The organism is Actinomadura barringtoniae, assembly GCF_017573505.1.
GTDB lineage: Bacteria > Actinomycetota > Actinomycetes > Streptosporangiales > Streptosporangiaceae > Spirillospora > Spirillospora barringtoniae.
This window is the reverse complement of sequence record NZ_JAGEOJ010000007.1, coordinates 62519-75161: the sequence shown is the minus strand read 5'-3', so window position 1 is coordinate 75161 and position 12643 is coordinate 62519. Positions and strand designations below refer to the sequence as shown.

Annotated in this window: 12 protein-coding genes; 7 read left to right on the top strand and 5 right to left on the bottom strand. The window is 71.8% G+C overall.

The window, feature by feature from the left end:
* Positions 1 to 72: 72 nt before the first annotated feature.
* A complete protein-coding gene (locus J4573_RS17990) occupies positions 73 to 1182 on the bottom strand; it encodes a glycerate kinase family protein (RefSeq protein ID WP_208256789.1) in 1110 nt (369 codons plus the stop codon).
* 65 nt (positions 1183 to 1247) lie between these two features.
* Here J4573_RS17990 and J4573_RS17985 point away from each other — a divergent pair, with 65 nt between their 5' ends.
* Entirely contained in the window at positions 1248 to 1892 is a 645-nt protein-coding gene (locus J4573_RS17985) for a GntR family transcriptional regulator (protein WP_208256787.1), read from the top strand.
* A gap of 89 nt (positions 1893 to 1981) precedes the next feature.
* Here J4573_RS17985 and J4573_RS17980 read toward each other — a convergent pair whose 3' ends face one another.
* The 3 genes from J4573_RS17980 to J4573_RS17970 form a co-directional block, all read right to left on the bottom strand.
* Positions 1982 to 2209: a hypothetical protein gene (locus J4573_RS17980; protein ID WP_208256785.1), complete on the bottom strand. Its 228-nt coding sequence runs from the start codon at positions 2207 to 2209 to the stop codon at positions 1982 to 1984.
* 134 nt (positions 2210 to 2343) lie between these two features.
* Positions 2344 to 3981, bottom strand: a complete 1638-nt coding sequence (locus tag J4573_RS17975; RefSeq protein WP_208256783.1) for an ABC-F family ATP-binding cassette domain-containing protein — start codon at positions 3979 to 3981, stop codon at positions 2344 to 2346.
* Positions 3982 to 4024: 43 nt separating this feature from the next.
* Positions 4025 to 5269 (bottom strand): PucR family transcriptional regulator, encoded by a 1245-nt coding sequence (locus J4573_RS17970; protein WP_243773201.1) that lies wholly within the window; start codon positions 5267 to 5269, stop codon positions 4025 to 4027.
* Between the two features lie 90 nt (positions 5270 to 5359).
* Between J4573_RS17970 and J4573_RS54075 the strand changes: the two genes are divergently transcribed.
* From J4573_RS54075 to J4573_RS17945, 5 genes are all read left to right on the top strand, one after another.
* On the top strand, positions 5360 to 6244 hold the full coding sequence (locus tag J4573_RS54075) for an SGNH/GDSL hydrolase family protein (protein WP_307796680.1): 885 nt from the start codon (positions 5360 to 5362) through the stop codon (positions 6242 to 6244).
* Positions 6245 to 6323: 79 nt separating this feature from the next.
* A complete protein-coding gene (locus tag J4573_RS17960; protein WP_208256780.1) occupies positions 6324 to 6563 on the top strand; it encodes a hypothetical protein in 240 nt (79 codons plus the stop codon).
* 7 nt (positions 6564 to 6570) lie between these two features.
* Entirely contained in the window at positions 6571 to 8574 is a 2004-nt protein-coding gene (locus tag J4573_RS17955; RefSeq protein WP_208256779.1) for a hypothetical protein, read from the top strand.
* A gap of 40 nt (positions 8575 to 8614) precedes the next feature.
* Entirely contained in the window at positions 8615 to 9655 is a 1041-nt protein-coding gene (locus tag J4573_RS17950) for a tyrosine-protein phosphatase (RefSeq protein WP_208256777.1), read from the top strand.
* Positions 9656 to 9686: 31 nt separating this feature from the next.
* The gene (locus J4573_RS17945) at positions 9687 to 10472 is read left to right on the top strand and encodes a hypothetical protein (protein WP_208256775.1); all 786 of its coding nucleotides are present in this window, start codon (positions 9687 to 9689) and stop codon (positions 10470 to 10472) included.
* On the opposite strand, the gene J4573_RS17940 is transcribed toward J4573_RS17945, so the two are convergent.
* Positions 10441 to 11730, bottom strand: coding sequence for a serine/threonine-protein kinase (locus J4573_RS17940; protein ID WP_208256773.1), 1290 nt, complete (start codon positions 11728 to 11730; stop codon positions 10441 to 10443). The two genes, J4573_RS17945 and J4573_RS17940, sit on opposite strands and share 32 nt — an antisense overlap.
* 192 nt (positions 11731 to 11922) lie before the next feature.
* Between J4573_RS17940 and J4573_RS17935 the strand changes: the two genes are divergently transcribed.
* Positions 11923 to 12627 carry a response regulator gene (locus J4573_RS17935; RefSeq protein WP_208256770.1) on the top strand — a complete coding sequence of 235 codons (705 nt, stop codon included), beginning with the start codon at positions 11923 to 11925 and terminating at the stop codon, positions 12625 to 12627.
* Positions 12628 to 12643 lie beyond the last annotated feature (16 nt).

The following is a 12643-nucleotide window of genomic DNA, read 5'->3' as shown; positions in this document are numbered from 1 at the left end:
TAAGGGGACCTACGATCGACCCCGCCGTGTGATCGCGCTATGGAGTTGCCTGCATACTTTCGTCCGGTCTTGTCACTCAGATGACAAGGCGGCGCTCTGGTGGATCCGGCAGACCGCGTACGCGGTGGCGGCGAGGTCGGCGGCGGCGTTCCGCAGCGCGGTGTCGAGATCGCGCGGGCCTGGGCCGATGGACAGAACGGCCGTGGCGCCCCGGTCGTAGAGGCGCCGCGCGTCCTCGGTGACCGTGCCGCCGAGCACCACGCAGGGCACGCCCGCGGCGGCGCAGGCGTCCACGACGGCGCGGATGGTCTTGCCCGCGTCGGTACTGGCGTCCACCTTGCCCTCGGCCGTCAGGCACAGGTCGGCGTCCGCGAGCAGGTCGTCGAAGCGGCTGATCTCGCGGATCAGCCCGGAGCCCTGCACCATCTCGGCGCCGAGCGCGAGCAGTGCGGCGCCGAGGCCGCCCGCCGCGCCGCCGCCCTGGGCGTCGCCCACGCCGAGGAACGGTTCGAGCCGCCGCAGCCCGTCGTCGAGGAGCTCGACGGTCTCGGGGTCGGCGCCCTTCTGCGGGCCGAAGACGTGCGCGGCGCCGTCCGGGCCGTGCAACGGGCTGACCACGTCGGCCGCCATCGTCAGCTCCACGCCGGCCAGCAGCTCGCGGGCCGGGGCCAGGTCGACCGAGGCGACGCGGGCGAGATCGGCGCCGCTGCCCGCGAGGAGCTCGCCGCCCGAGTCCCGGATCTCGGCGCCGAGCGCTGCGAGCAGGCCCGTACCGCCGTCCATGGTCGCGGTGCCGCCGACGAAGACGACGATCCGCCGCGCCCCGGCGCGGACGGCCGCCTTGAGCGGCTCGGCGAGCCCGGCGGAGGAGGCGCGCAGCGGGTCCTTCTCGCCGTCCTTCAGCGCGCCCCAGCCGACCGCCTCGGCGGCCTCGACGAGCGCGGTCCCGTCGTCCAGGAGGCCGATGTGCGCGGTCCAGGCGCGGCCGAACGCGTCGACCGTCGCGACGTCCACCACCGTGCCGCCGCGGGCGGCCTGCACGGTGACGCGCGAGCCCTCGCCGCCGTCGGCCAGCGGGTGTTCGACGGCCGTGGCGCCCGCCGCGCGGACCCCTTCGGCCAGGGCGGCGGCGGCCTGCACGGCGTCGACCGCGCCGCGCAGCTTGTCCGGAGAGCAGATCACAATCACGGTATACTTGTAAGACAAGTGTGCAGGACAGTCAAGAGCCGTCAAGAGGAGTCATGGCGATGCGGCTGCGGGCAACGTCACTGGTGGACGCGCTGGTCGCCGAGCTGCGCGACCGGATGCTGGACGGGCGGCTGCCCGGCGGCACGGCCCTCACCGAGACCGAGGTCGCCGGGGAGTACGAGGTCGCCAGGCCCACTGCCAAGGCCGCCATCGAGCGCCTGGTGAGCGAGGGCCTGCTGCGCCGGGACGCGCACAAGAGCGCCCGCGTCCCGGTCTTCGAGGCCGACGACGTCGCCGACCTCTACTTCGCCCGGAGCCTGCTGGAACGCCAGGTCGTCCGCGAGCTGAGCCGCATCAGCCTGGTCCCGGCCGCCGCGTACAGCGCCCAGGACGAGATCCGCCGGCTGGGCGAGAGCGCCGCGTCCACGACCGCGATCGTCGAGCCGGACGTGCGCTTCCACCGCACGCTCGTGGACGCGCTGGAGAGCCCCCGGCTCAGCCGGATCCACGAGGCGATGATGGCCGAGATGCGCCTGTGCATGGCTCAAGTCCAAGCGCACGAACTCCTGCGCGTCTCGGAGATAGCGGACGAGCACCAGGCGATCCTCGACGCGATCACCGCAGGCGATCCGCCCCGCGCCGAGCAGGCCTTAGACCTCCACCTCACCCGAGCCCGCCACCAACTCCTCACCCACCTCCCCTAACCCCACCCACGCCCCCACAACACGCCGATCTTGCTCTCAGCGCCCTCATATGGCCCTCCGGAGGGCGCTGAGAGCAAGATCGGCGGGGTTCAGGGCTGGCGCGACTGCTTCAGGCGGGAGCGGTAGCGGCGCTCGGACAGCAGGGCCATCACGCTGATCCAGGCGCCGCCGAGGCTCAGCGCCTCCCAGACCTTGGGAGGGTCGCCGAGCAGCCGGGTGATGGCGAGGAACAGGAAGACGAAGGAGCCGAAGGCGAGCAGGTAGCGGATGATCCTCAGCCCGGCCGGCTGGGGCTTGAACTCCTTGGCCGCGTTCATGCTGACCTCCCCCGGCGGCCCGCCCGGCGTCGAAGATCACCGTGTGTGCGCGGCCGCTCTCACCGGGTTTGGACGCGGGCCGGGCCGGCCCGGTTGGAGGGTCGTCGAGGGACCGGCCGTTGGGCGGGTTTCGGTCAGGCCTCGGTGATCTGGCCGTTGTCGGCCACCAGGCGGCGCGTGATGTGGACGGCGTCCAGCATGCGGCGGTCGTGCGTGACCAGCAGGAGCGTCCCGGCGTAGGAGTCCAGCGCCGACTCCAGCTGCTCGATCGCGGGCAGGTCCAGGTGGTTGGTCGGCTCGTCCAGCACCAGCAGGTTGACGCCCCTGGCCTGCAGCAGCGCGAGCGCGGCACGGGTCCGTTCGCCCGGCGAGAGCGTCGAGGCGGGCCGCAGCACGTGGTCGGCCCGGTGGCCGAACTTGGCGAGCAGCGTGCGGATCTCGGCGGGCGCCAGGTCGGGCACGTGCGCGCGGAACGCGGTCAGCAGGTCCTCGTCGCCCTCGAAGAGGCGGCGGGCCTGGTCGACCTCGCCGACGACCACGCCCGGGCCGAGCGAGGCCGCGCCCTCGTCGAGCGGGATCCGGCCGAGCATCGCGCCGAGCAGCGTCGACTTCCCAGACCCGTTGGCGCCGGTGAGGGCGACGCGTTCCGCCCAGCCGATCTCCAGGTTGACCGGGCCGAGCGTGAAGCCGCCGCGCCGGACCACCGCCTCGCGCATGGTCGCGCTGACCGCCCCGGAACGCGGGGCGGCGGCGATCTCCATCCGCAGCTCCCACTCCTTGCGCGGCTCCTCGACCTTGTCCAGCCGTTCGATGGCCTTCTCGGTCTGGCGCGCCTTGGCGGCCTGCTTCTCGCTGGACTCGGCGCGGGCCTTGCGCAGGATCTTGTCGTTGTCGGGGGCCTTGCGGAGGGCGTTCTTGACGCCCTTCTCCATCCAGCCGCGCTGCGTGCGGGCCCGCTCCTTGAGGTCGGAGAGCTTGTCGGCGTACTCCTCGTACTCGGCGCGCGCGTGATCGCGGGCGATCTGGCGTTCGGCCAGGTAGGCCTCGTAGCCGCCGCCGTAGAGGTTGATCTGCTGCTGCGGCCGGTCGAGCTCGACGATCCGGTTGACCGTACGGACCAGGAACTCGCGGTCGTGGCTGACCAGCATCGTCGCCACCCGCAGCCCTTGAACGAACTTCTCCAGCCGGTCGAGCCCGGCGAGGTCCAGGTCGTTGGTCGGCTCGTCGAGCAGGAACACGTCGTAGCGGCTGAGCAGCAGCGACGCCAGGCCCGCCCGGGCCGCCTGCCCGCCCGACAGCGTGGTCATCTCCTGATCCAGGCTGACGTCCAGGCCGAGCTCGGCCGCGACCTCGTCGGACCGTTCGTCCAGGTCGGCGCCGCCGAGCGCGAGCCAGCGCTCCAGCGCGACCGCGTACTCGTCGTCCGCGCCCGGCGCGCCCTCGCCCAGCCTGGCGGTGGCCTCGTCGAAGTCCTTCTGCGCCTGCGCGACGCCGGTCCGCCGGGCCAGGAACGCCGCGACGGTCTCGCCGGGGCGGCGGTCGGGCTCCTGCGGCAGGTAGCCGACGGTCGCGGTCGCGGGCGTCAGCTGAACGACCCCGTGCTCGGGCGTCACCAGCCCCGCGAGCGCCGCCATCAACGTCGACTTGCCCGCCCCGTTCGGGCCGACCAGGCCGATCACATCGCCCGGCGCGACGACCAGGTCGAGCCCCTCGAACAGCATCCGGTCGCCGTGCCCGGCGGCCAGGTCCTTCGCCACGATCGTCGCACTCATGATCTGACAACCGTATCCGCAGGCGGACCCTGGCCAGGCCTTGTTACGCGCCGAGGTCGTAGGCGACAAGCGCCGCCCTGAGCTGGGGAAGGTCGCCCGGGCAGGTCGGGTCGAGGCCGGTCAGCACGGCGACGCGGCGCAACCGGTAGTCGACGGTGTTCGGGTGAACGTGCAGCAGCCCCGCCGCGCGCCGCCTGCTGAACTCCCCGGCCACGTACGCCCGCAAGGTCTCCAGCAGGACCGGATGCCGCTCGAGCCCGGCGAGCAGCCCCGCGAGGTGCTCGCGTGCGGCGCCCGGCCGCGACAGCTGGTAGTCCAGCAGCACGTCCGTCACGCGATAGACCCCGGGCGGGCGGCCCGTCACCCGGACGATCTCCAGGATGTCGGCGGACTGCCGTGCCGCCTCGGCGATCCCGGCCGCCGCCGTCGCGGCCACGCCCGCGTGCACGGTCGCGCCTGAACGGTCTCCGATCCGTACGACGAGACCGGTCAGCCGCTCCCAGTCGCCGGTGAGCGCCACCTCCGGATCCTCGACCGGCAGCAGCGCGAGCCCGCCTTGTGGGTTGAGTGCGTGCAGGGCCTGGGCGCGGCCGTGGTGGTCGATCTCGGCCTGGATGCGGCGCAGCTTGCGGCGGGCGGCGACGCTGCTGGTGACGTCGCTGTCGGTCTCGTCCGGATGGTCGCCCAGCGCGAACGTGAGCACGGCGTAGGCGGGCGCGGGACGGATGCCCGCGCGCCGCGCCGCCTCGTGCGGGTCCTGCCCTTCGAGCAGCGCCGACAGCACCTCGTGCCGTGCCGCCTGATCCTGCCCGTGCAGCGCTTGATGCTCCTCCACGTACGCGTCCGCGACCGCCGCCGACACCAGCTGCAGCACGTCCAGGAGATGCCGCTCGACCTGGATCACCGCGTCGAGGTCGGCGGGCGTAGCCTTCGACAGCAGCGCGTCCAGGCCCATCCGCCAGCCGAGGTGATAGGCCGACAGCACCGCGCCGAGCGGCACGCCCTCCTCCGCGCGCCGCGTCGCCGACCGCGTCATCTCGACCAGATCCTCGGCGGTCGGCAGCCTGCCGGTGCGCAGCGTACGGACGAACGTGCGCAGGTTGTCCTCGACGACCCGCGTGATGTCCCCGGCGAGCTCCTCTTTGGGGAGGGCCGAATAGGTCGGGAAGCGGTCGGTGAACGTCGCCACCATCTCCCGTGCCAGGCCCGGGACCTGCGCCGCCAGCAGGGTGTCGGCCGCGATGCCGCCGATGGTCGGCGCGAGGCTACCGGCCGGTTTGGTCGCCATCACAGGACCCTCCGCCCATTTCTGGATATTTCACTGAGAATCATCGGGTCGAGCGGCCGGATCATTGCACAGCCACCCAAGGAGGACCCCGTGCCGCTCACGTCCCGCCCCGCGTTCAGACGGTCCGTCGCCACCTTCGTCCCCGCGGTCACCGCCCTCGCCGCCCTCAGCCTCTCGCCCGCCGCGCAGGCCGCCGCCCCCGAGTACGTCGCGCTCGGCGACTCGATGGCGTCCGGCCCGCTGATCCCCAACATCACCGGCAATGTGGGCTGCGGGCGTTCGACGCACAACTACGCGCACTACCTCGCCTCCACGCTGAACGTCGCGGGCCTGAACGACGTGACGTGCAGCGGCGCCTCGACCAAGCACATGACCCAGTCGCAGGACACCAGCGTCGCGGGTGTCCCGACGGGCACCGTGCCGCCGCAGTTCGACGCGCTGACCGCCGGCACCAAGCTGGTCACGCTCACCATCGGCGGCAACGACGCCGGGCTCGTCGGGGTCGCGCAGGACTGCACGACCTCGTCGCCGAGCGGCACCCCCTGCAAGGACCAGTACACCCAGGGCGGCGTCGACACCGTCGCCCAGCGGATCGACGCGTTCGAGCCGAAGCTGTCGGCGGTGCTGGACGGGATCCGCGCCAAGTCGCCGCAGGCGCGCGTCGTCGTCACCGGCTACGGCCTCTACATCAGGCAGAACGGCTGCTGGCCCGCCGTCCCGGTCACCGCCGGCGACGCCAACTGGCTGCAGGGCAGCGTCAACCGGATGAACGGCGTCATCGCGCGCCAGGCGTCAGGCCACGGCATGACCTACATCGACCTGGTCACCCCGAGCGCCGGCCACGACGCCTGCCAGTCGCCGTCGGCCAAGTGGCTCGAAGGTTATGTGCCGACCAGTCTTGCCGCGCCGCTCCACCCCAATCAGCGTGGCGAGGAGAACTACGCCCGCATCATCTCGTCCACCCTCCGGAGCTGATCGGTCAACTGCCCGGCCCTGAAGGGACCAAGCTTGCAACTCGTGACAGCCCTGGACGAGAGGACGATGACACGGCCGCATGGGGCATGCCGACGCATGGTCGGCGGCCTGGTTGCAGGCCTGCAGGCTCGCCGCCAGCGCCGCCGCCTCCTCGGGCGACGGCAGCAACTTCACCTGCACCACCGGCTTCACGCCCCGCACGGTAACCGACGGCACCGACAAGACCACTCAATGCGAACCATCCCGGGAAGGGGGATCACTTTGCCGTTTTGCGCCGCGCTTCCTCTCCGCCATCAAAGGCGAGGTCTCCACGCTGTAGGCATCCGATGAAGCTGCTCCGGCCTCTGGTCACCGCCGCCGCACTGATCGCAGCCGCGCTCGTCGCGCCGCCCGCCGCCCAGGCCGTGCAGGCCTCCGCGGCGGCGGGCGCGTCGGCCGCGGATCACGTCTGCGATCCCGCCGACACGGCCGCGTGCATGCTGCCGTTCCCGAACAACTGGTTCACGGTCGCCGACTCCGGTACGGCGACCGGGCGGCGGGTGAACCTGTCGCCGCTGGCGACGCCGCGCGCGGTCGGTGCGGTCCCGATCGACCCCAAGGAGTGGAACCGCAGCGACGGCTTCTCTCCGGGGTCGGCGATGCTGACCAGGGTGCCGGGCCTCGACCTGGCCAAGACCGGCGCGGCGCCGATCACCGACATGGCGCGGTCGCTGGCGCCGGACGCCCCGATCGCGCTGGTGGACGCCGCCACCGGTGAGCGCTGGCCCTATTTCGCAGAGCTGGACGCGAACGCGTCCGAGTCGCGGCGGCTGCTGCTCGTTCGCCCCGCCCGCAACTTCCGCGAGGGGCACCGCTACCTGGTGTTGCTGCGCAACCTGAAGGACGCGAGCGGGAACGCGATCAAGCCGACGGACGCCGTGCAGCGGATGCTGTCGGGCAAGACGATCGGCGGCACGGAGAAGGCCCGCGGCGACGCGCTGCGCCGCACCGTCAGTGAGCTGAACGGCCACCACGTCTCCACTGACGGGCTGTACCTGGCCTGGGACTTCACGGTCGCCTCCACCCGCAGCCTGACCGAGCGCGCGATCCACATGCGCGACGACGCGTTCGGCAAGCTCGGCGGCAAGGCGCCCACGTTCAAGGTCGACAAGGTCACCGACTTCACGACCGACCAGGATCCCTACCTGGCGCGGCGGGTCGAGGGCACCGTGGACGTGCCCAGCTACCTCGACCTGCCCGGCGGCCCGGCCGGGTCTTCGCTGCACTACGGCAAGAACGGCCTCCCCGAGCAGTTGCCCGGCAACGTGCAGAAGGCCAACTTCCGCTGCAACGTCCCGCGCAGCGCGCTCAACGAGCCCGCGCAACCGGTGATGTACGGGCACGGACTGCTCGGCAGCGCGAGCGAGATCGACAGCGAGAAGCTGCGCAAGGCCTCGCAGGACCACAACATCCTGATCTGCGCGACCGACTGGATCGGGATGGCCACCGGCGACGTGCCGAACGTGGCGAGCGTGCTGCTCAACATCTCGCGGTTCAACACCGTTCCGGACCGGCAGCAGCAAAGCTACCTGGACTTCCAGTTCCTCGGCCGCGACCTGATCCACCCGCAGGGCTTCGCGAGCTCCACCGCGTTCCAGACGCCCGCCGGAAAGTCGTTCATCGGCGGCGGCCTCGCCTACGCGGGCGCCAGCCAGGGCGGCATCCAGGGCGTGGCGCTCACCGCGCTCGCCAAGGACTTCACCCGGTCGGCGCTGATCGTCCCCGGCATCAACTACAGCACCATGCTGAACCGCAGCGTCGACTTCTCCGAGTACGAGCAGATCCTCAACATCAGCTACCCGGACAAGATGGAGCAGCAGCTCGTCCTCAACCTCATCCAGATGCTGTGGGACCGCGGCGAGGGCGACGGCTACGCCGCGCACGTCACCCGCGACCCGCTGCCGGGCACGCCCGCGCACAAGGTCCTGGTCCACGAGGCGTTCGGCGACCACCAGGTGGCCAACATCGCCACCGAGGTGATGGCCCGCACGATGGGCGACGTGCGGGTCCGGCAGCCCGCGATGGCGCCCGGCCGCAAGCCCGACGTGACCCCGTTCTGGGACCTGTCGGCGGTGCCCGGTTACCCGTACGACGGCTCGTCGCTGGTCATCTGGGACGCCGGCACGCCCGCTCCGCCGCTGACCAACACCCCCAACACCGCCGGCGACGATCCGCACGGCTCGACCCGCGGCTCCGCCGAGGCGATGTCGCAGCTCGCCGAGTTTTTGCGCACCGGACAGTTGATCGACACCTGTGCGGGAGCGCCCTGCACGATCCCCCCGCAAGGCTGACAACTCTCTCCCGCAGCCCCCTCTTGAGGAGCAGACTCCCATGCGCGTCGCCATCGCGATGACCTCCGCACTCGTCCTTCTGGCACCCGTGACACCGGCCGTCGCGACGTCCGCGCAGGCGGCCACCGGCTCGGTCTTCACCGCCGCCACGGTCACCCAGGCCGCCGACGGCAGCTACACGGTCGGCTGGCAGGCGCCCGACGCGGGGACCGTCGCGGTCACCGCCACCACCGACGCCTCGGGCGGCGGCGCCGGAACGGCCGTCGGCTCCGGCGGCGCGACGGGCTCACTCACGGTCCCCGCCCTGCCCGCCGCACCGCGCTGGTACTTCCGGCTGGTTCCCGCGCACGGCACCCCGCTGGTGGTCGCGGACCGTTCGCTGCACCTGGCGCACGCCCGCAACTTCCGCGACGTCGGCGGCTACCGGACCGCCGACGGCCACTGGGTGCGGATGGGCGCGTTCTACCGCTCCAACAAGCTGTCCGAGCTCGACCAGAACGAGCTGAACAGCCTCACCGCCGACAACGTGAAGCTGGTCGTGGACCTGCGGAACGGCTCGGAGCGCAGCGACGATCCCGACAAGATCCCGGCGGGCGCCACGTACCAGGTCGCCGACCTGATCGACATCACCAAGGGCCTGCCGACCGGACCCGACCTGACGCTCGCGCTGCTGCTGGCCCTGCCGTTCCTGCTGAAGTCGTCCAAGGACGCCGAGCAGAACCTCGGCTACCGGCTGATGGTGAACGCCCCGAGCGCCCGCATCGCCTACCGCGACCTGATGAACGCCCTGGCCTCGCAGCCCGCGTCGGCCGTCTTCCACTGCACCGCAGGCAAGGACCGCACCGGCTGGGGCGCCGCCGTCCTGCTGACGATCCTCGGCGTCGACCGCACCACCGTCTACAACGACTTCCTGGCGAGCAACACCTACTACGGCGGCGACAGCGTCCGCGCGAACTGGCTCGACGCCGCGTTCGCCGAGGTGAACCGCTCGTACGGCAGCTTCGACGCGTACGTGCACAAGGGCCTCGGCCTGTCCGACGCCACCATCGCCGCGCTCAAGTCGCGCCTGCTGGCCTCCTGACCGCCGCCCGCCTCCTGAACGGGAGTACGTGATGCTCAACGGCATTCTGGCCGTCTCGCTCGCGGCGGCCATGACCACCGCGACCGGCTGGCAGCAGACCTCCAGCGACACGTTCTACCTGACCGACGCGCTCCAGCGTTCGCAGGGCGTCACCAGCGACGGGCAGGCCTGGTACTTCTCCTGGCAGTACGGGCTGAGCCGCGTCTCGCTGGACGGCAAGAAGACGCTGTCGAACAACACCCTGGCGATCCCGGCGGCGTTCGCGCTGAAGGGCTCCAACCACATCGGCGGGATCGACTACTACAACGGCAAGATCTACGCGCCGATCGAGGACGGGGACGCCTACCAGCACCCCTACATCGCCCTCTACAACGCCTCCAACCTCTCCTACACGGGCACCGCCTACGCGCTTCCGCAGGAGATCCAGCGCGACGGCGTCCCCTGGACCGCGGTCGACGCCGAACGCGGCTTCATCCTGTCCTCCGAGTACGACGCGACCGCCATCAACGCCTACAGCCTGGCCAACGGCCAGCTGGTCAAGCGCATCCCGCTCAGCCAGACCATCCCGCACCTCCAAGGCGCGCACGTCTACCAAGGCCACCTCTACGCCACCTCCGACAGTGGCACCAAGGCCGTCTACGAGGTCGACCTGGACAGCGGCGCCGTCACCAAGGCCCTAGACCTCCCAGTGCCCTCAGGCACCGAAGTCGAAGGCCTGACGTTCCTCCCGCGCTCAGACGGCACGACGATGCACGTCCTGGACGTCGCCCCGAACCGCGTCTCAGTCAACTTCCGCCATTTCCGTCCGACGGGCTAGACGGGCCGAACGGTCTCTCGCTGACCCGCACCTTGGCCTTGGGCGTCTCTGACGGGGTTTCCGTCGGAGACGCCGTCGGCGTTGGCGTCGGTGTCGTCTCCGGAAGGGTCGGCGTCGGAGATACCGGTGGGTTGGCTGGGGGCCAGATGATGTCGGGCTCGGGGGTGGTCGTCACGGTGACGGTGGAGGTCGGGCCCGGCACCTCGATCGTGGTGTCCGGAGGGCGTTCCTCTGCTGATGTGGACAGGGTGGTGGACGGCGCGGGGGTGCGTGGGGGCTGTGGGTGCTCGGTGGTCCGCCCGGCCGCCGCGTAGCCGACGGCGGCCGTCGCTGCGATGGACGCGGCGATGGCGGTGAGGCTGATGCGCCGGACTAGGGGCGTGGCTCGGGGTCTTCTGCGTGCGTCGGCGCGGACCACGCCCTGGGTGAGAACGGCGGCTGGAAGCTCGGAGGGTGTGGAGTCGGCTTCCATGCCGAGCAACTCGGTGAGGACGCGCTGGGCGGTTGGGCGTTGCGCGGGTTCCTTGGCCAGGCAGCGCAGGATCAGGCCGCGGAGGTGGCTGGGCACTCCGTCCAGGCTCGGCTCGTCGTGGAGAACGCGATACATCAGGACCGCGAGAGTGCCGGAGCCGAAGACCGGTGAGCCTGTCGAGGCGTAGGCGATCGTGGCAGCCCAGGCGAAAACGTCCGTGGCCCGGCTGATGCCCTTGCCGGTGAACTGCTCCGGTGACATGTACGCGGGGGTCCCGGCCGTCGCACGGCCGTCGGTGACGGTCGCGTCCAGCGCGCGTGCCAGCCCGAAGTCGATCACGCGCGGGCCGTCCGGGCCGAGGATCACGTTCGCCGGTTTGAGGTCGCGGTGCACGATGCCGGCCTGGTGGATGGCGACCAGCGCGGTGGCGGTGCCGATCGCGAGCCGGTCCAGGACGCCGCCGCGCAGGGGCCCGATGTCGTCGACCTCGTGCGCGAGCGACGGTCCCGGCACGTACTCGCTGACGATGTAGGGACGGCCGCCCTCCACATCGGCCGCCAGCACCTGCGCCGTGCAGAACTTGGCGACCTTCCGCGCCGCCCCGACCTCGTGCGTGAAGTGGCGCCGCGCGGTCGCGGTCAGGTCGGCGTGCAGCAGCTTGATCGCCACGCTCGTTCCGGCGAGGTCGCGGGCGAGGAAGACGACGCCCTGGCCGCCCTCGCCGAGGCGCTTGATCACGTAGTAGGTCCCGAGGCGCTGGGGGTCGTCCGGGCGCAGTCTGGCCATCGCGCCATGGTGACGCGGTCCGTGGCCGGAATCGTCCACCGGTGCGGTGGACTTGCCCTGCACCCAGGCGCGTAGTCCGGCGCGGGCCTAAGACCGTTGAAGTATCCGGTTTCCCGGCGGGAGGCCGCGGTGTTTCATGGACGTAGGGGCGCCGCGCCGGCTCTCAGACGCGGTGGCCCCACGGGGGTTTCGATGATCCGAGTGCTGCTGGCCGACGACCAGCCGGTGATGCGGGCGGGGCTCGCCATGCTGCTGGACGCCGAGCCGGACATCGAGGTGGTGGGCCAGGTCGGCGACGGCGCGGCGGCCGTCGAGGCGGCCCGCCTGCTGGGCCCGCAGGTCGTGGTCATGGACGTGCGGATGCCCGGCATGGACGGCGTGGAGGCGACCCGCGCCATCGTCGCGGACGCTGCCCGCGCGGGCGTCGCGTCCCGCGCCGGCGTCGCGGACGGGCCCGATCCGCCGGTCCGCGTCCTCATCCTCACGACGTACGACGCCGACGACCTGGTGATCGACGCGCTGCGTTCGGGCGCCGCCGGGTTCCTGCTGAAGTTCACCGGCCCGGCCGAGCTGGTGCTCGCCGTGCGCGCGGTGGCGGCGGGGCACGGGTGGCTCGATCCGGTGGTGACGGGGCGGCTGGTGCGCGAGCTCACGACGCGTTCACAGCCCGCGTCGGTGCCGCCGGAACGGCTGCGCGGACTGACCCCGCGCGAGCTCCAGATCCTCAAGGAGGTCGCGCGGGGCCTGTCGAACGCGGAGATCGCCGCCCGCCTGGTGATCAGCGAGGCGACGGTGAAGACGCACTTCACCCGGGTCCTCATGAAGCTCGGCCTGCGCGATCGCGCGCAGGCCGTGGCTTCGGCGTACCAGAGCGGGCTGGTCGAGTCGGGCGGCTGACCAGACCGGATCGGTG